General features: G+C 35.4%; 21 protein-coding genes and 5 tRNA genes. 2 read left to right on the top strand and 24 right to left on the bottom strand.

Annotated elements, in window-relative coordinates:
* Nucleotides 1-33: 33 nt before the first annotated feature.
* The 24 genes from rpoC to SJY30_RS00680 form a co-directional block, all read right to left on the bottom strand.
* The gene (rpoC, locus tag SJY30_RS00795) at nucleotides 34-4,332 is read right to left on the bottom strand and encodes a DNA-directed RNA polymerase subunit beta' (RefSeq protein WP_396633731.1); all 4,299 of its coding nucleotides are present in this window, start codon (nucleotides 4,330-4,332) and stop codon (nucleotides 34-36) included.
* Between the two features lie 63 nt (nucleotides 4,333-4,395).
* Complete coding sequence (gene rpoB, locus SJY30_RS00790) at nucleotides 4,396-8,205, bottom strand: DNA-directed RNA polymerase subunit beta (protein ID WP_396633730.1); 3,810 nt, start codon at nucleotides 8,203-8,205, stop codon at nucleotides 4,396-4,398.
* Between the two features lie 132 nt (nucleotides 8,206-8,337).
* The gene (rplL, locus tag SJY30_RS00785) at nucleotides 8,338-8,715 is read right to left on the bottom strand and encodes a 50S ribosomal protein L7/L12 (protein WP_276473580.1); all 378 of its coding nucleotides are present in this window, start codon (nucleotides 8,713-8,715) and stop codon (nucleotides 8,338-8,340) included.
* 51 nt (nucleotides 8,716-8,766) lie between these two features.
* The gene (rplJ, locus tag SJY30_RS00780) at nucleotides 8,767-9,282 is read right to left on the bottom strand and encodes a 50S ribosomal protein L10 (protein WP_396633729.1); all 516 of its coding nucleotides are present in this window, start codon (nucleotides 9,280-9,282) and stop codon (nucleotides 8,767-8,769) included.
* Nucleotides 9,283-9,307: 25 nt separating this feature from the next.
* Complete coding sequence (rplA, locus tag SJY30_RS00775) at nucleotides 9,308-9,997, bottom strand: 50S ribosomal protein L1 (protein ID WP_396633728.1); 690 nt, start codon at nucleotides 9,995-9,997, stop codon at nucleotides 9,308-9,310.
* A gap of 18 nt (nucleotides 9,998-10,015) precedes the next feature.
* Nucleotides 10,016-10,453, bottom strand: a complete 438-nt coding sequence (gene rplK, locus SJY30_RS00770; protein ID WP_133688828.1) for a 50S ribosomal protein L11 — start codon at nucleotides 10,451-10,453, stop codon at nucleotides 10,016-10,018.
* Nucleotides 10,454-10,531: 78 nt separating this feature from the next.
* Nucleotides 10,532-11,083 carry a transcription termination/antitermination protein NusG gene (nusG, locus tag SJY30_RS00765; RefSeq protein WP_036155943.1) on the bottom strand — a complete coding sequence of 184 codons (552 nt, stop codon included), beginning with the start codon at nucleotides 11,081-11,083 and terminating at the stop codon, nucleotides 10,532-10,534.
* Nucleotides 11,084-11,090: 7 nt separating this feature from the next.
* Nucleotides 11,091-11,279, bottom strand: coding sequence for a preprotein translocase subunit SecE (gene secE / locus SJY30_RS00760; RefSeq protein ID WP_276473584.1), 189 nt, complete (start codon nucleotides 11,277-11,279; stop codon nucleotides 11,091-11,093).
* Between the two features lie 57 nt (nucleotides 11,280-11,336).
* Nucleotides 11,337-11,412 (bottom strand) — tRNA-Trp (locus SJY30_RS00755).
* Between the two features lie 100 nt (nucleotides 11,413-11,512).
* Nucleotides 11,513-12,700 carry an elongation factor Tu gene (gene tuf / locus SJY30_RS00750; protein ID WP_276473585.1) on the bottom strand — a complete coding sequence of 396 codons (1,188 nt, stop codon included), beginning with the start codon at nucleotides 12,698-12,700 and terminating at the stop codon, nucleotides 11,513-11,515.
* A gap of 55 nt (nucleotides 12,701-12,755) precedes the next feature.
* Nucleotides 12,756-12,827, bottom strand: a tRNA-Thr gene (locus SJY30_RS00745).
* 71 nt (nucleotides 12,828-12,898) lie between these two features.
* A tRNA-Gly gene (locus SJY30_RS00740) sits at nucleotides 12,899-12,971 on the bottom strand.
* Nucleotides 12,972-13,018: 47 nt separating this feature from the next.
* Nucleotides 13,019-13,101, bottom strand: a tRNA-Tyr gene (locus tag SJY30_RS00735).
* A 27-nt stretch (nucleotides 13,102-13,128) separates the two neighbouring features.
* Nucleotides 13,129-13,202 (bottom strand) — tRNA-Thr (locus tag SJY30_RS00730).
* A gap of 103 nt (nucleotides 13,203-13,305) precedes the next feature.
* The gene (gene hpf / locus SJY30_RS00725) at nucleotides 13,306-13,608 is read right to left on the bottom strand and encodes a ribosome hibernation-promoting factor, HPF/YfiA family (RefSeq protein ID WP_396633727.1); all 303 of its coding nucleotides are present in this window, start codon (nucleotides 13,606-13,608) and stop codon (nucleotides 13,306-13,308) included.
* Between the two features lie 47 nt (nucleotides 13,609-13,655).
* Nucleotides 13,656-14,546: a tyrosine-type recombinase/integrase gene (locus SJY30_RS00720; RefSeq protein ID WP_396633726.1), complete on the bottom strand. Its 891-nt coding sequence runs from the start codon at nucleotides 14,544-14,546 to the stop codon at nucleotides 13,656-13,658.
* 90 nt (nucleotides 14,547-14,636) lie between these two features.
* A complete protein-coding gene (gene rpsU, locus SJY30_RS00715; RefSeq protein WP_036155953.1) occupies nucleotides 14,637-14,831 on the bottom strand; it encodes a 30S ribosomal protein S21 in 195 nt (64 codons plus the stop codon).
* Nucleotides 14,832-14,931: 100 nt separating this feature from the next.
* The gene (locus SJY30_RS00710) at nucleotides 14,932-16,101 is read right to left on the bottom strand and encodes an acyl-CoA dehydrogenase family protein (RefSeq protein WP_396633725.1); all 1,170 of its coding nucleotides are present in this window, start codon (nucleotides 16,099-16,101) and stop codon (nucleotides 14,932-14,934) included.
* Nucleotides 16,102-16,111: 10 nt separating this feature from the next.
* Nucleotides 16,112-16,993: a ComEA family DNA-binding protein gene (locus SJY30_RS00705; RefSeq protein WP_396633724.1), complete on the bottom strand. Its 882-nt coding sequence runs from the start codon at nucleotides 16,991-16,993 to the stop codon at nucleotides 16,112-16,114.
* 8 nt (nucleotides 16,994-17,001) lie between these two features.
* Nucleotides 17,002-18,690, bottom strand: a complete 1,689-nt coding sequence (locus SJY30_RS00700) for an amino acid carrier protein (RefSeq protein WP_396633723.1) — start codon at nucleotides 18,688-18,690, stop codon at nucleotides 17,002-17,004.
* Nucleotides 18,691-18,776: 86 nt separating this feature from the next.
* Nucleotides 18,777-19,784, bottom strand: coding sequence for a potassium channel family protein (locus tag SJY30_RS00695; RefSeq protein ID WP_396633722.1), 1,008 nt, complete (start codon nucleotides 19,782-19,784; stop codon nucleotides 18,777-18,779).
* Nucleotides 19,785-19,787: 3 nt separating this feature from the next.
* Nucleotides 19,788-20,015 carry a PspC domain-containing protein gene (locus SJY30_RS00690; RefSeq protein WP_073247339.1) on the bottom strand — a complete coding sequence of 76 codons (228 nt, stop codon included), beginning with the start codon at nucleotides 20,013-20,015 and terminating at the stop codon, nucleotides 19,788-19,790.
* A gap of 11 nt (nucleotides 20,016-20,026) precedes the next feature.
* On the bottom strand, nucleotides 20,027-21,304 hold the full coding sequence (locus SJY30_RS00685; protein WP_396633721.1) for a DUF2851 family protein: 1,278 nt from the start codon (nucleotides 21,302-21,304) through the stop codon (nucleotides 20,027-20,029).
* A 55-nt stretch (nucleotides 21,305-21,359) separates the two neighbouring features.
* Nucleotides 21,360-21,668 carry a rhodanese-like domain-containing protein gene (locus SJY30_RS00680; protein ID WP_396633720.1) on the bottom strand — a complete coding sequence of 103 codons (309 nt, stop codon included), beginning with the start codon at nucleotides 21,666-21,668 and terminating at the stop codon, nucleotides 21,360-21,362.
* A 139-nt stretch (nucleotides 21,669-21,807) separates the two neighbouring features.
* Here SJY30_RS00680 and SJY30_RS00675 point away from each other — a divergent pair, with 139 nt between their 5' ends.
* Nucleotides 21,808-22,254, top strand: a complete 447-nt coding sequence (locus tag SJY30_RS00675) for a MarR family winged helix-turn-helix transcriptional regulator (protein ID WP_396633719.1) — start codon at nucleotides 21,808-21,810, stop codon at nucleotides 22,252-22,254.
* Nucleotides 22,255-22,262: 8 nt separating this feature from the next.
* Nucleotides 22,263-22,895 (top strand): NAD(P)H-dependent oxidoreductase, encoded by a 633-nt coding sequence (locus SJY30_RS00670; protein WP_396633718.1) that lies wholly within the window; start codon nucleotides 22,263-22,265, stop codon nucleotides 22,893-22,895.
* The last annotated feature ends 19 nt before the right edge of the window (nucleotides 22,896-22,914 follow it).

Here is a 22,914-nt window from a genome sequence, read left to right as displayed (position 1 = left end):
ACCCCCAAATAAAATTTGAGGGTTAGTATAAAATTAGAATCTTAATGCCTCTTTTCTGGCCATTATTTCATCATATTCCTCTTTGGATCCTACAATAATGCTATCATAGTCTCTCATACCCGTACCAGCCGGAATCTTATGACCAACAATAACATTCTCCTTAAGACCTTCCAATGTATCAATCTTACCACTTACAGCAGCTTCATTTAACACTTTAGTCGTTTCTTGGAACGATGCAGCAGAAATAAATGATTTCGTCTGTAACGATGCCCTTGTAATACCTTGTAGTATTGGAGTTGCAGTTGCTGAAACAGCATCTCTAGCTTCAACCAATGCCTTATCTCCACGTCTCAATAAAGAATTTTCATCTCTTAACTCTCTAGGAGTAACAATTTGACCTGGTTTAAGGTTATCAGAATCACCTGCTTCCATTACTACTTTCTTACCAAAGATTTCATCATTTTCTCTAATGAAATCATCTTTATGAATCAATTGATTCTCTAAGAAGATTGTATCACCTGGATCTTGAATTCTTACTTTACGCATCATTTGTCTAACAACGACCTCAAAGTGTTTATCATTAATCTTCACACCTTGTAATCTATAAACTTCCTGAACTTCATTCACCAAATACTGTTGAACAGCCGATGGTCCTTTAATAGCCAAGATATCTTCTGGAGTAATAGAACCATCAGACAGTGGCATACCAGCTCTAACATAATCGTTTTCTTGTACTAAGATTTGATTAGAAAGTTTCACTAGATATTTCTTAACCTCGCCTAATTTAGATTCAATGATAATTTCTCTATTACCTCTTTTAATCTTACCAAAAGAAACTACACCATCTATTTCAGATACTACAGCTGGGTTTGAAGGATTTCTTGCTTCGAATAATTCAGTAACTCTTGGAAGACCACCTGTAATATCACCTGCCTTAGCAGATTTACGCGGAATCTTAACCAGAGTCTTACCTTCCTTAATCTTATCTCCATCATCTACCATAATATGAGAACCTACAGGTAGGTTGTACGAACGTAAAGTTTCACCTTTAGCATCTTGAATCAATAATGTTGGTATCAACTTCTTGTTTCTAGATTCAGAAATTACTTTTTCTTGGAAACCGGTTTGCTCATCGATTTCAACTTGATAAGTTACACCTTGTTCTATATTCTCGTAAGCAATTTTACCTGGGAATTCTGAAACGATAACACCGTTATATGGATCCCAAGAACAGATTACATCTCCTTTAGCAACCTTAGCTCCATTTTTAATGAACAATTGCGAACCGTAAGGAATATTACTTGTACTTAAAGTAATACCAGTTTTGGCATCAACAACTTTTATTTCACTAGTTCTAGAGATTACGATTTCAGCAGGATTACCATCTGAACCTTCACCAGTAACTGTTCTTAAATCTTCAATTTCAGCAACACCGGAGAATCTTACTTCTAGCTTGTTATCTTCAGAAATGTTACCTGCAATACCACCTACGTGGAATGTTCTAAGTGTAAGCTGTGTACCAGGCTCACCAATTGACTGAGCAGCAACAACACCTACGGCCTCACCTCTTTGTACCATTTTATTGGTTGAAAGGTTTCTTCCGTAACATTTAGCACAAATTCCTTTTTCAGCTTCACAAGTAAGAGCAGAACGTACTTCGATTTTCTCAATCGGAGATGCTTCAACTCTCTTCACATCAGCTTCCATTATTTGCTGACCAGCTTGAAGAACCAATTCTTCGGTCATTGGGTTATATACATCATGTAATGATACACGACCTAAAATTCTTTCACCTAAGCTTTCAACGATTTCTTCATTCTTCTTAAGCGCCTGAACTTCTACACCTCTTAATGTTCCACAGTCTTCAGTGTTAATAATAACATCTTGAGAAACATCTACCAATCTTCTTGTTAAGTAACCAGCATCTGCCGTTTTCAAAGCGGTATCCGCAAGACCCTTACGAGCACCGTGAGTAGAAATAAAGTACTCAAGAATAGAAAGACCTTCTTTAAAGTTAGAAAGAATCGGGTTTTCAATAATCTCCCCACCACCGGCAGTAGATTTTTTAGGCTTAGCCATCAAACCACGCATACCTGTTAACTGACGAATTTGTTCTTTAGAACCCCTTGCACCAGAATCAAGCATCATATACACCGAGTTGAAACCTTGCTGATCCTCACGGATACGTTTCATCGCCAACTCTGTTAATTGAGCGTTAGTAGATGTCCAAACATCAATAACCTGATTATATCTTTCATTGTTAGTAATAAGACCCATATTATAATTGGCCATAATACCATCAACCTGAACATTGGCTTCACCAATCATGTCCATTTTTTCAGCAGGAATAATAATATCCCCTAAACTAAAGGACAATCCACCTTTGAAAGCGAATTCATAACCCATAGTCTTAATCTTATCCAAGAATGCAGCTGTAACAGGAACACTAGTTACCGCTAAAATATCACCAATAATATTTCTTAAGGCTTTCTTGTTTAATACCTGATTAATAAAACCTGCTTCTTCTGGTACGTGATTGTTGAATAATACACGACCAACAGTTGTAGGTATAATTTTATAAACCAGCTCTCCTTCTTCATTAAAATCCTTCGCTCTAACTTTTATACCTGCATTAAGATTTACCATACCTTCATTAAAAGCAATCTCCACCTCTTCTGCTGAGTAAAATGTTAAACCTTCACCGATAATTGGCACTTCTGGTGTTGATTTACGCTCTTTGGTCATATAATACAGACCCAAGACCATATCCTGTGATGGTACTGTAATAGGTGAACCATTAGCAGGGTTTAATATGTTTTGAGAAGCAAGCATCAATAGTTGTGCTTCTAAAATTGCTTCTGGTCCTAATGGTAAGTGAACCGCCATTTGATCCCCATCAAAATCCGCATTAAATGCAGTACATGCCAATGGGTGAAGACGAATTGCTTTACCTTCTATTAATTTAGGTTGGAATGCTTGAATACCCAAACGGTGTAATGTAGGAGCCCTGTTTAATAAAACTGGGTGACCTTTCAATACATTCTCTAAAATATCCCAAACTACAGGCTCTTTTTTGTCTATAATTTTCTTAGCGGACTTTACTGTTTTTACAATACCTCTTTCTATCAGTTTTCTGATTACAAAAGGCTTGTATAATTCAGCAGCCATATCTTTTGGAAGACCACATTCATATAAGTTCAATTCAGGTCCAACAACAATTACCGAACGTGCAGAATAATCAACACGCTTTCCAAGTAAGTTTTGACGGAAACGACCTTGCTTACCTTTTAATGAATCTGAAAGTGACTTTAACGGTCTGTTAGATTCTGTTTTTACAGCAGATGCCTTTCTTGTATTATCAAATAAAGAATCGACAGCTTCCTGAAGCATACGTTTCTCATTTCTAAGAATAACTTCTGGTGCTTTTATTTCAACTAATCTTTTTAAACGGTTGTTACGGATAATAACCCTTCTGTAAAGATCATTTAAATCTGAAGTTGCAAAACGACCACCATCTAATGGCACTAATGGACGTAATTCTGGTGGTATAACCGGAATTACTTTCATGATCATCCATTCTGGCTCGTTTTCTCTATTTTCTTGAGATTCTCTTAAAGCTTCAACAACTTGCAAACGTTTTAAAGCTTCCGTTTTACGTTGCTTAGAAGTTTCTGTGTTTGCCTTATGTCTTAGCTCAAAAGAAAGCTCTTTAAGATTAATTCTACCTAACAAATCAATTAGACACTCTGCTCCCATTTTAGCAATAAACTTGTTTGGGTCAGAATCTTCTAAGTATTGATTTTCTTGAGGAATAGTATCAATAATATTTAAATACTCTTCTTCTGTCAAGAAATCCATTTTTTGGATTTCCTCACCCTCAGGACCTTTAGCTATACCTGGCTGAATTACTACGTAACGTTCGTAGTAAATTATCATATCCAATTTCTTGGACGGCAAACCTAATAAGTATCCTATTTTATTTGGTAAAGAACGGAAATACCAGATATGAGCAACCGGTACTACCAAGTTAATATGACCTACACGATCTCTACGAACTTTTTTCTCTGTAACCTCTACACCACAACGGTCACATACGATCCCACGGTAACGAATACGCTTGTATTTACCACAAGCACATTCATAATCCTTCACAGGACCAAAAATACGCTCACAGAATAAACCATCACGTTCTGGTTTGTGAGTTCTATAGTTAATTGTTTCAGGCTTTAAAACTTCACCTCTAGACTCTGCCAAAATAGATTCTGGCGAAGCTAATCCTATTGAAATTTTATCGAACCTTTTTACTGGGTTATTATCTTTTATTCTAGCCATAATAGCGTGCTGATAATGTTTTAATTTGTTTTACTTAATAGTTCTTCAATATAAAATATTGAACTATTCCTCAAGTCTAATATCCAAACCTAATCCTTTAAGTTCGTGCATTAAAACGTTGAAAGATTCTGGTAAACCAGGTTCTGGCATTGTCTCTCCTTTAACGATAGACTCATAGGTTTTAGCTCTTCCGATAACATCATCAGATTTAACCGTTAAAATCTCACGTAAAGTTGCAGATGCACCATATGCCTCAAGTGCCCAAACTTCCATTTCTCCAAAACGTTGACCACCAAATTGAGCTTTACCACCCAATGGTTGTTGTGTAATTAAAGAGTATGGTCCTATTGAACGAGCATGCATCTTATCATCTACCATGTGTCCAAGTTTCAACATATAAATCACACCTACCGTTGCAGGTTGATCAAAACGTTGTCCAGTTCCACCATCATATAAGTATGTATGACCAAATCTTGGAATACCTGCTTCGTCAGTATAAGCATTAATTTGATCTAAAGTAGCACCATCAAAAATTGGAGTCGCGTACTTTCTACCAAGTTTAAGCCCAGCCCAACCTAATACAGTTTCATAAATCTGTCCAATGTTCATACGAGAAGGTACACCCAGTGGATTAAGAACGATATCAACAGGAGTTCCATCTTCCAAGAACGGCATATCTTCATGACGCACTATTCTAGATACAATACCTTTATTACCGTGTCTACCTGCCATCTTATCACCAACTTTAAGCTTACGCTTTTTAGCAATATAGACTTTAGCCAACTTCATAATACCGGCCGGCAATTCATCACCAACAGATATTGTAAACTTATCTCTTCTCAAGTTACCTTGTAAATCGTTAAGCTTGATTTTATAGTTATGAAGTAAATCAGCTACTAATGAATTTGTATCGCTATCCGTTGTCCAGCTTCCACCAACTAAGTGAGCGAAATCATCAACAGAGTTCAACATTTTCATCGTATACTTCTTACCCTTAGGCAATACTTCTTCACCTAAATCATTTAGAACACCTTGAGAAGTTTTACCATTAACAATAGTAAATAATTTCTCAACAAGAATATCTTTCAATTCTTGGAATTTTACTTCATATTCTAATTCCAGTTTAGATAACTCTTCTTTATCTTCAGAACGCTTTCTCTTATCTTTTACAGATCTAGAGAATAATTTCTTATCGATTACCACACCTCTTAATGAAGGTGAAGCTTTTAACGAAGCATCTTTTACATCACCAGCCTTGTCACCAAAAATAGCACGTAATAATTTTTCTTCTGGAGTTGGATCCGACTCTCCTTTAGGAGTAATCTTACCAATTAAAATATCACCAGGCTTAACCTCTGCTCCAATTCTAATCATACCATTTTCATCAAGGTCTTTTGTAGCCTCTTCTGAAACGTTAGGTATGTCATGCGTTAGCTCTTCTGCTCCTAATTTAGTATCTCTAACATCTAAAGAATACTCATCAACGTGAATAGACGTGAAAATATCATCACGAACAACTTTTTCAGAAATTACAATTGCATCCTCAAAGTTATATCCTTTCCATGGCATAAACGCCACTGTTAAGTTTCTACCTAATGCTAATTCACCTTTTTCAGTTGCATAACCTTCACAAAGAACTTGACCTTTTTTAACTCTATCACCAACTTGTACAATTGGTTTTAGGTTAATGTTTGTTCCTTGGTTGGTCTTTCTAAACTTCACCAAGAAATAAGTCTTACTATCTTCTTCGAAACTGATTAATCTTTCTTCATCAGTTCTATCATACTTGATAGTAACTTTCTGTGCATCTACGTATTCAATTACACCATCACCTTCAGCATTGATCAATACTCTTGAATCTGAAGCTACTTGACGCTCCAAACCTGTACCAACAATTGGTGATTGTGGTTTTAATAATGGAACTGCCTGACGCATCATGTTAGATCCCATCAAAGCCCTGTTCGCATCATCATGTTCCAAGAAAGGAATTAAAGATGCAGAAATAGATGCAATTTGATTAGGAGCAACATCGGTATATTGAATTTCTGATGGATCTACAACAGGGAAATCACCTTCTTCTCTTGCAATAACCTTTTCAGCATCGATTGTACCGTCTTCTTTCATAGGAATATTCGCTTGCGCGATTTTCATTCCCTCTTCCTCCTCAGCACTTAAATATGCGAAATTCTTATAGTCTACTACAGAATCTGTAACTTTTCTATATGGTGTCTCTAAGAAGCCCATCGGATTTACTTTCGCAAATACAGATAAAGAAGATATCAAACCAATGTTCGGACCTTCTGGAGTTTCAATAGGACATAAACGACCGTAGTGTGTATAGTGAACATCACGTACTTCGAAACCTGCGCGCTCTCTAGATAAACCACCTGGACCTAATGCAGATAATCTTCTTTTGTGCGTAATCTCTGCTAACGGATTTGTTTGATCCATAAACTGAGATAACTGGTTTGTACCAAAGAAAGAATTAATAACTGAAGACAATGTCTTAGCATTAATTAAATCTATAGGTGTAAATACCTCATTATCACGAACGTTCATACGTTCACGGATTGTTCTTGCCATACGCGCAAGACCAACACCGAATTGAGAAGACAATTGCTCACCTACTGTTCTAACACGACGGTTAGACAAGTGATCAATATCATCAATCTCTGCTTTTGAGTTAATTAACTCAATTAAATATTTAATAATAGTTATGATATCTTCCTTAGTCAAGACTTGCTTGTCCATTCCAATATCCAACTGTAATTTTTTGTTCATTCTATAACGACCAACTTCACCTAAGTTGTAACGTTGATCAGAGAAGAATAATTTATCTATAATACCACGTGCTGTTTCCTCATCTGGCGGCTCAGCATTACGTAATTGACGATAGATATGCTCAACTGCTTCTTTTTCAGAGTTCGTTGGATCTTTCTGTAGTGTATTATGAATTATAGCATAATCAGATTGCGCATTATTCTCTTTATGTAAAAGAATAGTTTTTACATCTGCATCAATAATTTCAGCAATATGCTCTTTTTCAAGGATGGTATCTCTATCAAGTACAATCTCATTACGCTCGATCGATACAACCTCACCAGTATCCTCATCAACAAAATCCTCGTGCCAAGTGTTCAAAACTCTTGCCGCTAATTTACGACCAAGTACTTTTTTAAGTCCGGCATTAGAAACCTTAACTTCTTCCGATAGGTCGAAAATCTCTAATATATCCTTATCACGCTCAAAACCAATAGCCCTGAACAATGTAGTAACCGGTAATTTTTTCTTTCTATCGATATAAGCATACATAACGCCATTAATATCGGTAGCGAATTCTATCCAAGAACCTTTAAAAGGAATTACCCTAGCAGAATATAATTTTGTTCCATTTGCATGGAAAGACTGCCCAAAGAATACACCAGGAGAACGGTGTAACTGAGAAACAACAACCCTTTCTGCACCATTGATAACAAAGGTACCACTTGGAGTCATGTAAGGAATCGTACCTAAATAAACATCTTGTACAATTGTTTCGAAATCCTCATGCTCAGGATCCGTACAATATAATTTAAGTCGTGCTTTTAAAGGAACGCTGTAAGTAAGACCACGCTCGATACATTCTTGAATAGAATATCTTGGTGGATCTATGAAATAATCTAAAAATTCCAATACGAACTGATTTCTTGTATCAGTAATTGGAAAATTTTCCATGAAGGTGTTATAAAGACCTTCGTTACCTCTTTCATCTGATTTAGTCTCTAGTTGAAAAAAGTCTTGGAAAGATTTAATCTGAATATCTAAGAAATCCGGGTAATCCGGTGTGTTTCTTGCGGAAGCGAAGCTTATTCTTTCAGTATTATTTGTGAACATCTACGGACAGTGTTTTGATCGTGAGTACTAAATGAGTAGTATACCTCTTAATATACCTAATTCTATAAAATGGCTTAGGTCTAAACGCAAAAAGCGCAAAGACCTAAACCAAAAGTAATATGGTTGTTGCTATTATTTAAGCTCAACTTCTGCTCCAGCTTCTTCCAATGATTTTTTGATACCTTCAGCCTCATCTTTAGTAACTGCTTCTTTAACAGCTTTTGGCGCGCTATCAACGATATCTTTCGCATCTTTCAAACCTAAACCAGTTAATTCCTTAACCAATTTAACTACTGCTAATTTAGAAGCACCTGCTGCTTTCAATATTACATCGAATTCAGTTTTCTCATCTGCTGCTTCACCAGCTTCACCACCACCACCGGCAGCTACTGCTACTGCTGCTGCTGCAGGCTCAATACCATACTCATCTTTTAATATATCAGCTAACTCGTTTACTTCTTTAACTGTTAAGTTAACTAATTGTTCTGCGAAATCTTTTAAATCTGCCATTTTCTATCGTTTAATAAAATTTTTAAAATATACTTAGTTTATTGTGCGTACTTATCTTTCAGATAATGTTTTAAGGATACCAGCGATTTTTCCACCACCAGATTTAAGTCCAGAAATAACATTCTTAGCTGGAGATTGTAATAATCCAATGATTTCTCCAATCATTTCTTCCTTAGACTTAATGCTAACTAAAGCATCCAAGTTTTCATCACCTATGTAAATTGCTTCTTCTACAAAAGCTCCTTTCAACAAAGGCTTATCAGATTTCTTTCTGAAATTCTTTATTAATTTTGCTGGAGCATTGGCAACCTCTGAAAACATAAGAGAAGTATTCCCTTTTAATGTTTCAGGTAATTCGCCAAATTCTTTATCAGAAGCTTCCATTGCCTTTGCAAGCAATGTATTTTTAACTACAGCTAGTCTAATATCAGCTTTAAAACAAGCTCTTCTTAAATCAGAAGTCGTACCTGCATCTAAACCTGAGATATCAGCTACATATATAGTGCTGCTATCTGCCAACTGCGTAGTCAAATCTTTTATAACCGTTGCTTTTTCTTCTCTTGTCATACTATTAATTTTTAACTACCAGCTGTTAAACTGACTTTGGATCTAATTGCAAACTAGGACTCATTGTGCTAGACATGAAAATTGATTTCATATAAACACCCTTTGCCGCAGTTGGCTTCATCTTATTCAAAGTATCCAACAACTCTTTAGCATTATCTGCCAATTTATCGGCAGTAAAAGAAGCCTTACCTATCGCAGCATGTACGATACCGGTTTTATCAACTTTAAAATCTATTTTACCTGCTTTAACCTCAGATACAGCTTTCGCTACATCCATAGTAACAGTTCCGGTTTTTGGATTAGGCATTAAACCTCTTGGCCCTAATACACGACCTAAAGGTCCTAATTTACCCATAACACTTGGCATAGTGATGATAACATCAACATCTGTCCAACCGCCTTTAATTTTCTCCAAATACTCATCTAAACCAACATAGTCAGCACCTGCTTCTTGAGCCTCTGCCTCTTTGTCTGGTGTTACCAAAGCCAAAACCTTAACATCTTTACCAGTTCCATGAGGTAATGTTACCACACCACGAACCATTTGATTTGCTTTTCTTGGATCTACACCCAAACGAACAGCTAAATCTACAGATGCATCGAATTTTGTATTGGTTATCTCTTTAATTAAAGCTGAAGCTTCCATCACAGAGTATAATTTATCTTTCTCTATTTTGGAGTGCGCTTCCCTTTGCTTCTTAGTTAACTTTGCCATTTAATTACTTTTAAGATTTTAAAAAGGTTTTTTTCCTGCTACCTTCATACCCATAGAACGCGCAGTACCAGCTATCATACTCATAGCGGATTCTACCGTAAATGCATTAAGGTCAACCATTTTATCTTCGGCTATTGCCTTGATTTGGTCCCAGGTAACACTACCTAATTTTACTCTGTTAGGTTCGCCAGATCCTTTTTTAATCTTAGCCGCTTCCAATAGCTGAATTGCCGCCGGTGGAGTTTTTACAACGAAGTCGAAAGACTTATCCTTGTAAACGGTGATAACAACTGGTAATACCTTACCTGGTTTATCCTGCGTACGAGCATTAAACTGCTTACAGAATTCCATTATGTTAACACCAGCAGCTCCTAAGGCAGGTCCAACCGGTGGCGATGGATTCGCTGCACCTCCCTTAACTTGTAGTTTAACTACTTTACCTATTTCTTTTGCCATTGTTTAAAATTAAATTGAAAGTGTGTTTACGGAAGCAACACTACTTTAATTATATGTATGTAACACTTATTCTAATACTTATACTTTCTCTACTTGCATGTAACTCAACTCTAATGGCGTTTTTCTTCCGAAAATCTTCACCATAACCTCAAGCTTACGTTTTTCCTCATTTATTTTCTCAACAGTACCATTGAAGCCATTGAAAGGACCATCAATTACTTTTACAGTTTCACCAAATACAAATGGAATTGCAACGCTATCCGTATTTACAGCTAGCTCATCTACTTTACCAAGCATTCTGTTCACTTCATTCTTTCTCAAAGGAACAGGATCCCCTCCTTTAGTTTCACCCAAAAAACCTATCACATTTGTAATAGACCTAATAATATGAACCATTTCACCACCAAGGTTCGCCTTAATCATAATGTAACCAGGAAAATAAACCCTTTCTTTGTTTATTTTCTTACCATTTCTGATTTGAACAACCTTTTCGGTAGGAACAAGAACATCTTCTAAATAGTCAGAGAAACCATGACGTTCTACTTCGCTCTCAATGTATCCTTTGATTTTATTCTCTTGACCACTAACAGCTCTTACAACGTACCATTTTTTATCCAATACTTCTGACATAATCCTATTAGTTTAATACGAAGTTGAAATAAGATTTAATCACTTTACTAAAGACCGTATCCACTCCCCAAGTCGCCAAAGCAAAAAGGATAGAAAACACAGCTACAACAACCATCAAGTTAGATGATTCTGCACGTGATGGAAGAGTAACATTATTCCTCAACTCTTCAACGGATTCTTTTATATATGTGAACATTTAAATGCTTTTTTTACAATTTCAACAAATAGGATACCTATATTCCAAATTCTATTGTGGCACGGGAGGAGAGACTCGAACTCCCGACACCTGGTTTTGGAGACCAGTGCTCTACCAACTGAGCTACACCCGTATGAATAGCGATAATTAAATCACGTATTCTATTATTTGCATGTAAAGGTGTCCCGCTTGAGCAGGACACCCTTATACACAATACTTATTTTAGATTAAAATTAATCTATAATCTTAGTTACTTGACCAGCACCTACTGTTCTACCACCTTCACGGATAGCGAAACGAAGACCTACGCTCAATGCGATTGGCTGAATCAATTCAACTGTAATTGTTAAGTTATCACCAGGCATAACCATTTCAACTCCTGAAGGAAGTGCAATATTACCTGTTACATCCGTTGTTCTTACGTAGAACTGTGGACGATAGTTATTATGGAATGGCGTATGACGACCACCTTCTTCTTTTTTCAATACGTAAACCTCAGCTTCAAATTTAGCATGTGGCTTAACAGAACCTGGCTTACAGATTACCATACCACGGCTAATTTGAGACTTTTCAATACCTCTTAACAAGATACCTACGTTATCACCAGCCTCACCTCTATCTAATATCTTACGAAACATTTCAACCCCAGTAATAGTAGAGTTCAATTTCTCAGCACCCATACCAATAATCTCAACAGGATCACCAGTGTTAGCAATACCAGTTTCTATACGACCAGTTGCAACAGTACCACGACCAGTAATAGTAAATACATCTTCAACAGGCATTAAGAAATCCTTATCAACATCTCTTTTAGGAAGCTCGATCCAATCATCAACAGCAGCCATCAATTCCATCACAGTATCAACCCACTTTTGCTCACCGTTCAATGCACCTAATGCAGAACCAGCGATTACAGGTCCATTATCACCATCATACTCGTAAAAAGAAAGCAATTCTCTTACCTCCATTTCAACAAGCTCAATCAACTCCTCATCATCAACCATATCCACTTTGTTCATGAATACAACGATTCTTGGAATACCAACCTGACGACCTAATAAGATATGCTCACGTGTTTGTGGCATAGGACCATCTGTAGCAGCAACAACTAATATAGCACCATCCATTTGAGCAGCACCAGTAACCATGTTCTTTACGTAATCCGCGTGACCAGGACAGTCAACGTGTGCATAGTGACGGTTAGCTGTAGAATACTCTACGTGTGAAGTGTTAATTGTAATACCTCTTTCTTTTTCCTCAGGAGCGTTATCGATAGAATCGAAACTTCTCAATTCAGAAAGACCTGCATTTGCCAAAACAGTAGTAATAGCAGCAGTCAATGTAGTTTTACCGTGATCCACGTGTCCAATAGTACCTATATTTAAGTGCGGTTTGGAACGATCGAAAGTTTCCTTTGCCATGTTTAATGTATTTTATTCTTAGTTTATATTAGTGTACAAATTTATACCTTAATTGAGCCAATGACGAGAATTGAACTCGTGACCTCTTCCTTACCAAGGAAACGCTCTACCCCTGAGCTACACCGGCGTAAAGTGTTGAACCCACCTAAAAGATAGATTCCTGCCTTCGCAGGGATGACATTACTGTCAAATTTATAGAGCGGGAGACCGGGTTCGAACCGGCGACATTCAGCTTGGAAGGCTGACGCTCTACCAACTGAGCTACTCCCGCTTATAATATTACAATATTTCAATAAAATTCCTTAGAAAATAGTTTAGTGGGGAGAGCAGGATTCGAACCTGCGAAGACGTAGTCAGCAGATTTACAGTCTGCCCTCGTCTGGCCGCTTGAGTATCTCCCCTCAAACTAATATTTTAAAGAACTTAAGAGCCGATGGAGGGACTCGAACCCACGACCTGCTGATTACAAATCAGCTGCTCTAGCCAGCTGAGCTACATCGGCTTATTTCACGACTTTTTCTGTCATAAAAAAGCCCGCTATTTCTAACGGACTGCAAATGTATAGTATTTTTTGTTTATTCAAAACAAATTTTGAAAAATTTTTATCAAGCATGTAATCTTATTTTTTCTTTTTGCTTTATCAGCCTACGTTCCAGCGAACTACAAGCAGAGTCTACAGCCTCTTCAAATGATTTACATTGTTTTTTTACCACAAATTTATCTTTAGGAACAGAAATTTTAATCTCTACTATTTTATTCTCTTTGGCACTTGTGTTCTCCACTTTCATATAAACATCTGAGCTAATCACCTTAGAATAAAAGGTTTCCACTTTGTCAAGTCTATTTTGAAGGAAATCAATCAACTTATCGTCTGCATTAAAATTTACCGATTGCGTATTTACTTTCATAGTCAGAAAATTTATGGCTTTAAGAATTTAGCCTGATTTAACAATAATTATTTGTTACCCCTAGGATGAGCTTTTGCATGGACTTTTTTCAACTCTGCAATGCTATTATGTGTGTAAACCTGAGTTGAAGCCAAACTAGAATGACCCAACAACTCTTTAACAGCATTTAAATCTGCGCCTTTATTTAAAAGATGCGTGGCAAAGGTATGCCTTAGAATATGCGGACTCGTCTTCACCTTTGAGGAAACCTCTCTAAAGTACTTTTTTATTAATCTATAAACAAGTGTTTCATACAATTTATTGCCTGACTTCGTTAAGAACATAATTTCTTCGTCAACCACATCACTCAACCTTTCACGCCCTTTTAAATAATCTATAAATTTCTCTTTAGTCTCTAAAAGCATGGGTATAATTCTCTCTTTGTTGCGTTTACCCAAGACCTTAATTGTCATTGCTTCAAAATTAACATCTGACACTTTTAGAGCAATAACCTCTGCCCTACGCATGCCTGTCACATACAATACATGTATTAACAACTCATCTCTTTTACCCTCAAAATCTTCTTTATACTCTATTTGCGATAACACCTTCTCCATCTCTAATTCAGAAAAAGGAATCTCAACTTTCTTAGCAGTCTTTAATGCCTTATGCTTATTCAAAGGATTAACATCTGTCACTTCTATTTTTTGAAGAAACTTAAAATAAGCTTTCAGCGATGCTATTTTCCTATTGATCGATCTGTTATTGTTTTTACTTTCAGACAGTTCAACTATCCAAAACCGAACAACATTATATTCTATAATATCAATATCATGGATATCATAACTTGATAAGCAAAAATCACTAAATTCAAGTAAATCATTCTCATACGCCTTAATCGTATGATTAGAATAATTTTTCTCCAAAGAGAGATAAGAAATAAATTCACTTAAAAACATTACCTAAAGGTATTAAAGTTTTGAGTTTGGTAAAATTTGAGCAAAAAAAATCCCGCAATTTGCGGGATTTTATATTTTCTACGACAAAGTCTAAACTTCTTCTTGATCTCTTAGACCTTGAATATATTCTGCTTTTTGTATCTGTGCTCTACGAACTACTGACGGCTTATTGAACTGTTGACGCTTACGTAACTGTCTCATTGTACCTGTCTTATCGAACTTACGCTTGAAACGCTTTAAAGCTCTATCGATGTTTTCTCCTTCTTTTACTGGTATTATTAACATGGGCTAAACCTCCTCTCTTTTGTGATTAAGGCTGCAAATATAGTAACTATATTTAAATCAACAACCTTTAAACTAATATTTAAAAATTTAATTTAACCAACTATACCGTAGCTGGTTTGTATTCTTTCTTATCAATAATGATCTTAGAAATAATTTCTCGCAATATTTCTGATGTACCACCGCCTATTGGTCCTAGCCTACTATCTCTAAAGTTACGTGCCATTGGGTAATCTTCAATATATCCGTAACCTCCTAAAAACTGCAAACATTCATAAGCTACTTCATCAGAGACTTTTGTAGATTTTAATTTAGATATCGTCGCCTCTTTAACAACATACTGTCCTTTATCTAAACGATATGCTACGGAATAATTATATTCTTTACACATATCTATATCTGCATGCAAATCAACTATACGATGCCTAAGTGCCTGAAATTTATCTATAGACCTACCAAAGGCTTCCCTTTCCGACATATATTTTAAAGCGTAGTCTAAAACATGTTCTGCTCTTGCATGGGCATTAACACCCATTATCAATCTTTCTAAAGAGAAATGCTCCATTATATATGAAAAGCCCATGTTTTCTTCACCCATTAGGTTTTCTACGGGAATCTTAACATTGTCGAAAGCCAATTCTGCAGTGTCCGAAGCTCGCCAACCTAATTTATTCAATTTGTTAGCTGTAACCCCTTCACTATTTCTATCAACAGCAAAAATGCTAATTCCCTTATTACCCAGCTCAGGACTTGTTTTTGCCGCCACGATCATATAATCGGCATATACCCCGTTTGTGATGAATGTTTTGGAACCATTTAATATGTAATGATCACCTTGCTTTACAGCACTGGTTCTCATCGCAGCAACATCGCTACCACCAAAAGGCTCTGAAATACAAAGACAGCCAATTTTATCACCATTTACACTTGGTCGTAAATACTTTTCCTTTAAAAAAGAATCTGCTTCTTTATTCAAATGGGTCATTGCCAAATAGGCATGTGCCCAAATTGCCGCCGCAAACCCTCCAGAATTGATTTTTTGCAACTCTTCCAACAAAATAATAGTATAGAAAAGGTCAAGACCAAGACCACCATCTTCTTCGGGCGTTGCAAGGCCAAAATAACCCATATCGCCAAATTTCTTCCAAATGAACCTTTCTATAGTTCCTGTTTCTTCCCATTTATCTATGTGAGGGACTACTTCTTTCTGTAAAAAATCTTTTAGGCTGTTCCTAAATAATTCATGTTCTTCTGTGAAGTACATACTTTGCATAGCGTTTTTTTTATAATGACAAATATAAAGCAATTCTATTAATACGCTCTGACGGAAATTCCTCAATTTTTACTAATTCGTTCAAAGAATTGATACTTCCGTTGAGATTACGATAATTTACAATGCTCTTAGCGACGTGTTTTTGCAGATATATCAATTTAGACAATTCTTCAGCAGTCGCAGTATTTACATTTATTTTTAAAATATTAGGCTTCGTAACTACCTTAAACTTCTTTAAAGTTCTTTCAATGACATCTGGTTTTAGACCATACACATCTTGTAGTTGATCTTCTACTAAAAATCCGCCGAGACGATCTCTGAATTTTATTATTCTCGCTGACAACTTCTCCCCTATTCCACTAATCATTCTTAAATCTTCTGCCGTTGCAGTATTCAAATCTTTCCAAACTACTACTTCCTTTACTTCGCTATCTTGGGTAAATGTGTTTGATTTAGATGCAGATTTCTTTTTTCTATTCTGAGTCCATTCAGGAAATTTAAAATATGGAGAGAAAGTACTGAGCAATGAATCTGAAACTTTTGTTACGTTTTGAAATTCCTTAGCCGAGTTCACAAATCTTTTCTCACTTCTAAATTCATGTAACCTATCTATTTCAGCAACCGACATACCCAGTATATATCCTTTAAAATCAGTAATAAAGTTAGGATTAAAAGGATACATTCGAACAGTATCCTTGGTTGACGCTAAAATTTTTAGTGAATCTATTTCTGCCTGTACGGCACTGTCAACTTTTAAAGGCAAAGTTTGACCTATTGCCTTTGTCTTATACAGATAATAACCTACTTGCACAGTTATCAAAAACAACAATAAAAAGAAAATCCCACTTCGTTCTTGTTTGTTGAACTTGAAGTGGGATTTAAAGATATTCATGACAATTCTTAATCTTCTATAGCGTCATACTTTAATTTGATCGCATCTAAATATCTGTTCAATTGCTTTTTCACAACCGGGAACAAGAAGAACAGACCTACCATATTTGGGAATACCATAGCAAATATCATTGCATCTGAAAAAGCCCAAATTGATTTCATACTTGCCGCAGCTCCTATTACTATAAAGGTACAGAACAATAATTTATAAACCATATCAGCTGTTTTCCCTCTACCGAATAAATATTTCCAAGACTGTAGTCCGTAATAAGACCACGATATCATAGTAGAAACCGCAAATAACACTACCGCTATAGTCAAGAATATATTAGAATAAGGAATATATTCTGCAAACGCAACAGCAGTAATACCGGCACCCTCATAAGGCATACCATCTATTAATACAGCCCCAGAGCCATCGCCACCATAATTGAATGCACCACCAAAATTAAAGATGATAATCACTATTGCCGTCATTGTACAAATTACAACAGTATCGATAAAAGGTTCTAACAAAGCTACTAAACCTTCGGAAGCTGAATATTTGGTTCTCACCGCAGAGTGCGCAATAGATGCTGAACCAGCACCCGCCTCATTTGAAAATGCCGCTCTTTTGAAACCAACCAACAATACACCTATTAAACTACCCACACCAATTGCTGTTGGGTTAAAGGCTTCTTGAACTATTAATGAAATAGCGTCATCCACTAAAGAAAAATTACTTAAAATAATATATAAACAAGCAACAATATACATTACTGCCATAAAAGGCACTACTTTTTCAGTTACTTGGGCTATACGTTTAATACCACCTATAATTATAACCCCAACAAGTATAGCCAAAACAAGACCCACAATAGCACCTGCCGCTGTACTTTGCCAATTAAACAATTCTTTAATTACAATTGTAGCCTGGTTTGACTGAGCTGCATTACCACCACCAAAAGAGCCGCCGATACAAAAAATCGCAAAAATGGCCGCAGCCACTTTACCTATGGTCTCAAAACCTCTTTCTTTTAAACCTTTACTTATATAGTACATTGGCCCTCCATAAACAGTACCATCTTCACCAACATCCCTATATTGAACACCAAGTGTACATTCCACGAATTTTGAAGACATACCTAAAAGTCCACATACGATCATCCAAAAGGTAGCTCCAGGTCCGCCCAAAGCAATAGCTAAAGCTACACCTGCGATATTACCGTTACCAACAGTACCGGAAACTGCAGTTGCCAATGCCTGAAAATGGCTAACTTCTCCTTCAGAACTTTCATCTCTAATAGTATCAATGATATCACCATCTATAGCCAAATCATTTTCCATACTAACTAGATGGTCTTCAATATCTACATTGGTCAAATCTTGACCTTGAGCAATACCATCTTCACCATAAAGATTTTGCGCTCCATGTTTTTCAATATCCTCATACTTACCACGAACAGTATTAATGGCTTTACCAAAAAATCTAATGTTAGGAAATCCAAAATATATCGTAAAAAATAATGCACTACCTACCAATAGCACTAATACAAATGGAATGTCTGGATCATGCCAAACATTAAAGAAAATTACCGCTGAAAAGAAGTCGGAAATAGGTTGAAAAGCTTGATCAATTTGTTGATCCAATCCTTGTTCTTGAGAAAATATTAAAAAGGGAAATAAAAAGGTAAACAGGTTTAGAAGTTTATACTTCATAAGTTTAGAATTTATTTTTGAGTTAGTTTGTCTAGCAATATCCTAAAAATAATGGATGCAATCAAATATATATGGTAGAAAGATGATTATTCTATATTAAACATTTCGTTCAATTTCTTAATTTGTTCTGGTCTGCCCAATACTATAACCTTACTTTTAGGCTGTAATTCCATATCCGCTTCTGGATTTATAGTATACTCACCATCAGGTGAAATATAACCAATAATAGTACATCCTGTTTTTCTTCGTAAATCTAAATCCCGTAAAGAATTACATTCTATCTGATCCGCAAAATCCTCTATAGCAACCTCTTCTAAATTAGTAGTATGTTCACCTTCCATAGAGAGCTTGTCCATAAATGTAATAAGATCTGGCATTACCACTAGAGATGCCATATGGTCTCCACCTATTTTATCTGGCATAATTACCTTATTAGCTCCTGCCAAGAATAATTTCTTTTGTGAATTAACCAAAGAGGCCCTACTGATAATAAAAAGATTCTTTTTCATTTGCCTTGCGGACAATACTACAAAAAGATTGGCTGCATCATCTGGCAAAGTAGCTATTAAATACTGAGCTCTTTCTATACCCGCCTCTAACAATATGTCATCATCGTTGGCATCGCCTTCAATAAATAAAACATCATCTTCATAACGTTCTATCACCTCTTTATCTTTCTCTATAACCACAAAAGGTCTTTTGTATGCTTTTAGCCTTTCAGCAGCTTGCATACCATTTCTACCAAAACCACATACGATAACATGCTGATTTAAATTTGCTATAGCATTTTTCATTTTTTTCTTTTTAAGCAGTTCTACAGAATTTCTAGAGAGGAGGTAATCGGTAACTATCGAAATAGCAAAACCAACTATAAATACACTTGTAATTATAAGAATAATAGTAAAAATTTTTCCTTCGGGACCCATTGGCCTAACCTCTGAAAAACCAACAGTGGTTACCGTTATTATGGTCATATAAAATGCATCGACCCAAGAATAGTCTGCCACAAAACGATACCCTAAAACCCCAAAAGCCAAAACCATCAGCATTAAAGTCAATGCTAAATATATTTTAGACTTAAATAATTTCATCATATGCTAAAGATCAAAAACTGAATTTCGTTTTGTATAAATCAAATCTTTTATTCTAAGCCAAAAAGCCAAGAACAGATAAAGTGCAAACCCAAAGCCTACGGTAACAAAGGTGAGATAAATGAATGATGTCCTTACCACTCTAGCCCTTATACCTAATCTTTCCGCTATTCTACCGCATACCTCATACCCCCTTTTTTGAAAATAATGTAGTAATTTATAAAATACGTTCATGGGCTATAAAATTAGACTTTTATATTCATTAATGAAGCCCCTACCGCACAATCTAAACATTTGTCTTTTACACAATAGTTAGTATATAACTGAAGGTATGCCTGAGAATCCTTAGCGCTTTCAAGCCTTTCGCCTACCTTACCAAAGTTAGTTATAATACTGTTTTCTTCCTTTTTAATTTCTGACATCATTTTTAGAAACCTTTCATTATCTAAACCACCTTTATACCTACTAAAAGCAAACTTTAAAGGAATTATAGTATTTATAAGCAGTAGATTCAAAAACGAAGTTGAAATTCTTTTTTTACTTTTTTTCGAAACCTTGCCAAAATTAAAATGGGTTTCCCAATATTCAGATGTTCCTGTATTTAAGATTTCAGAAACGTTAGATTGTTCATTTTCAATCAACAAATGAAATAGGTTATTGTTTTTGGAATATAGGGCGCTCAATTGAGCTAGTCTAATAGTTGGGAAATTTGATGGTCTTAAACGAAAAAACTCTGGAGACTTAAAAACAGGACTTAAACCGAACTTATGTTTTAAGAATTCATACTCCTTTTTTAGTTCCGCCAAATAGGTGTCATTGCTATTTTTTACATCCAGTAAATTTGCTTGACCAAAAAACAAGCTTTCCATTTGTATGGGTTTGCCATACAACTTACGGATAATTGAAAAATCAATTGACTTTCCAATCTCAATAAACGATTCTCTATTGATTTTAGAGCCAAAGGTTTTTAAAAGCATTAAAAACAACACCTGCTCCCAGTCATTGTTTGTTTCCTTTAATAGTTGATTAATAAAAATTGATTTCTGTTCTAATCGCTCCACGAATAAACGATCAAGCCAATTGTTCTTTAAAAATTCATCAACATTATTAAACTCGTTTTCACAATTAATGAATTTATAATTTTTACTATTAAAAAGTCCTTGATAGGTATGCAGTAACTTTAAGGGTATAATTTCTTTTAAAGATAAAGTGGATATTTCTGTTCCATCTTTTCTAAAAACAGCTACATCATCATCCCATACCACATGTAAAATAACATTATTGTAGTTATCATCTTCTTGATGATTATGTGCATACCAATCTGATGATTTTATATGAATTTCAACATTACCTGCCCATAATTGCCCGTTTAATTCTATTTGAGCATTAAAAAAATCTGGGCCACTTAAATGATTATGCAGACCTGCAGATACTACATGTACTACTTCGCCAGACGTAGTCACAAGTTCTTTTAAGGGGTACTTTTTGTACTTCCAAATAAAATGAAGCAAGTCTTCCTTCATTCTATAAAAATAAAAAACCCGCCGTTAAGCGGGTCATTTTTTTAAAGAAATAAAATTAAGCTGTTTCGCCTTCCCAATTCATGAACCCTCCTTGAAGGTTAAATGTCTTGTCAAAACCTAAGTTATTCATAATTGCACATGCTTGACCACTTCTTGCGCCAGACCTACAATACACATAATAATTTTTAGTTTTATCTAACTTCTCTATTTCGGCTACAAACTCTGGTCCTTTGTAAATATCAATGTTTATTGCATTAGGTATAATCCCATCCTCTATTTCTTCTTCTGTTCTAACATCTAGTATTACTGCATTAGAATCTTTCTCTAATTGCTCTTCCCAATCTTGTTGTGATAAATCTGCCATAGTATATATTATAAGTAGTAAAAATAATCGATTTTTATTTATTAGAATACTACACACGAATTTAACAAATTTTTAATCTACGCATAAACAGGAACACTAAAAATAATCATACATTTGTATATACAATTATTGTATCGACATGAATGTAGAAGAAATCATTAAAACCAACCAACAGATGCCGTTAGAAAAACGGACGCTTATTCATATAGCATTGGTTGCCAATAAAATTGACGAAGAAATAGCATCGGTACTTAAACCTTTTGATGTATCTATTCAACAATTTAATGTTTTAAGAATTCTTAGAGGTCAAAATGGTAAACCAGCCAATCTTTCTACCATTAACGAAAGAATGGTTACAAAAATGAGCAACACCACTCGCCTTGTCGATAAATTAATCTTAAAAGGTTTAGTCAATAGAACCATCTGCCTAAAAAACAGGCGTAAGGTAGAAATCGTAATCACAGAAGGTGGCTTACATATGCTAAGTAATATTGATGGAATACTTTTTGAAGCAGAGAAGAAAATGCTTAAAAACTTTGACGATACAGAATTACAAGAACTCAATGAACTATTAAATAAATTTTAAGAACTAAAATGAAAACAATATTAGATAAATTAAACTGGCGCTATGCCACTAAAAAATTCGATAACTCTAAGAAAGTAAGCTCAAAAAACTTAAACACCTTATTAGAAGGCGGTAGGCTAACAGCTTCATCATACGGTCTACAGCCCTACCATATATTTGTTATCGAGAATGCAGACGTAAGAAAAGAGCTAAGAAAAGTCTCTTATGATCAACCACAAATAACAGATGCCTCACACCTCATCGTTTTAGCGAACAAACCTACCTTTGACCACGCTATGATTGATGATTATATTGAAAATATTATGGCAGTAAGAGGTCTAGACAAAGATGATCTTAAAGATTTTTCGGAAACAATGAAATCAACATTATTAGATTTACCAGACGCACAAAAAAACACATGGACTTCTAACCAGGCTTATATCGTCTTAGGAAATTTAATGACCATTGCAGCAGAAATGGAAATCGATGCTTGCCCAATGGAAGGTTTTGAAAATGCAAAGTATAACGAAATTTTAGGTCTTACCGAAAAAGGTTTGAATGCTGCCGTAGTTTTAGCTGTCGGCTATAGATCTGCTGAAGATGAGACTCAAAATCATACCAAAGTGAGATATTCTCAAGAACAAATTGTTACACACATATAAATTACACAATCATTTTAAA

This window comes from Maribacter sp. R86514 (assembly GCF_044597005.1).
GTDB lineage: Bacteria > Bacteroidota > Bacteroidia > Flavobacteriales > Flavobacteriaceae > Maribacter.
This window is presented reverse-complemented; position numbering and strand designations above follow the sequence as displayed.

What these genes read in the sequence shown, in the direction of transcription:
- rpoC (WP_396633731.1), bottom strand. Translation starts at nt 4,332, where the DNA reads ATGGCTAGAATAAAAGATAATAACCCAGTAAAAAGGTTCGATAAAATT.
- rpoB (WP_396633730.1), bottom strand. Translation starts at nt 8,205, where the DNA reads ATGTTCACAAATAATACTGAAAGAATAAGCTTCGCTTCCGCAAGAAAC.
- rplL (WP_276473580.1), bottom strand. Translation starts at nt 8,715, where the DNA reads ATGGCAGATTTAAAAGATTTCGCAGAACAATTAGTTAACTTAACAGTT.
- rplJ (WP_396633729.1), bottom strand. Translation starts at nt 9,282, where the DNA reads ATGACAAGAGAAGAAAAAGCAACGGTTATAAAAGATTTGACTACGCAG.
- rplA (WP_396633728.1), bottom strand. Translation starts at nt 9,997, where the DNA reads ATGGCAAAGTTAACTAAGAAGCAAAGGGAAGCGCACTCCAAAATAGAG.
- rplK (WP_133688828.1), bottom strand. Translation starts at nt 10,453, where the DNA reads ATGGCAAAAGAAATAGGTAAAGTAGTTAAACTACAAGTTAAGGGAGGT.
- nusG (WP_036155943.1), bottom strand. Translation starts at nt 11,083, where the DNA reads ATGTCAGAAGTATTGGATAAAAAATGGTACGTTGTAAGAGCTGTTAGT.
- secE (WP_276473584.1), bottom strand. Translation starts at nt 11,279, where the DNA reads ATGTTCACATATATAAAAGAATCCGTTGAAGAGTTGAGGAATAATGTT.
- tuf (WP_276473585.1), bottom strand. Translation starts at nt 12,700, where the DNA reads ATGGCAAAGGAAACTTTCGATCGTTCCAAACCGCACTTAAATATAGGT.
- hpf (WP_396633727.1), bottom strand. Translation starts at nt 13,608, where the DNA reads ATGAAAGTAAATACGCAATCGGTAAATTTTAATGCAGACGATAAGTTG.
- SJY30_RS00720 (WP_396633726.1), bottom strand. Translation starts at nt 14,546, where the DNA reads ATGTTTTTAAGTGAATTTATTTCTTATCTCTCTTTGGAGAAAAATTAT.
- rpsU (WP_036155953.1), bottom strand. Translation starts at nt 14,831, where the DNA reads ATGTTAATAATACCAGTAAAAGAAGGAGAAAACATCGATAGAGCTTTA.
- SJY30_RS00710 (WP_396633725.1), bottom strand. Translation starts at nt 16,101, where the DNA reads ATGCAAAGTATGTACTTCACAGAAGAACATGAATTATTTAGGAACAGC.
- SJY30_RS00705 (WP_396633724.1), bottom strand. Translation starts at nt 16,993, where the DNA reads ATGAATATCTTTAAATCCCACTTCAAGTTCAACAAACAAGAACGAAGT.
- SJY30_RS00700 (WP_396633723.1), bottom strand. Translation starts at nt 18,690, where the DNA reads ATGAAGTATAAACTTCTAAACCTGTTTACCTTTTTATTTCCCTTTTTA.
- SJY30_RS00695 (WP_396633722.1), bottom strand. Translation starts at nt 19,784, where the DNA reads ATGATGAAATTATTTAAGTCTAAAATATATTTAGCATTGACTTTAATG.
- SJY30_RS00690 (WP_073247339.1), bottom strand. Translation starts at nt 20,015, where the DNA reads ATGAACGTATTTTATAAATTACTACATTATTTTCAAAAAAGGGGGTAT.
- SJY30_RS00685 (WP_396633721.1), bottom strand. Translation starts at nt 21,304, where the DNA reads ATGAAGGAAGACTTGCTTCATTTTATTTGGAAGTACAAAAAGTACCCC.
- SJY30_RS00680 (WP_396633720.1), bottom strand. Translation starts at nt 21,668, where the DNA reads ATGGCAGATTTATCACAACAAGATTGGGAAGAGCAATTAGAGAAAGAT.
- SJY30_RS00675 (WP_396633719.1), top strand. Translation starts at nt 21,808, where the DNA reads ATGAATGTAGAAGAAATCATTAAAACCAACCAACAGATGCCGTTAGAA.
- SJY30_RS00670 (WP_396633718.1), top strand. Translation starts at nt 22,263, where the DNA reads ATGAAAACAATATTAGATAAATTAAACTGGCGCTATGCCACTAAAAAA.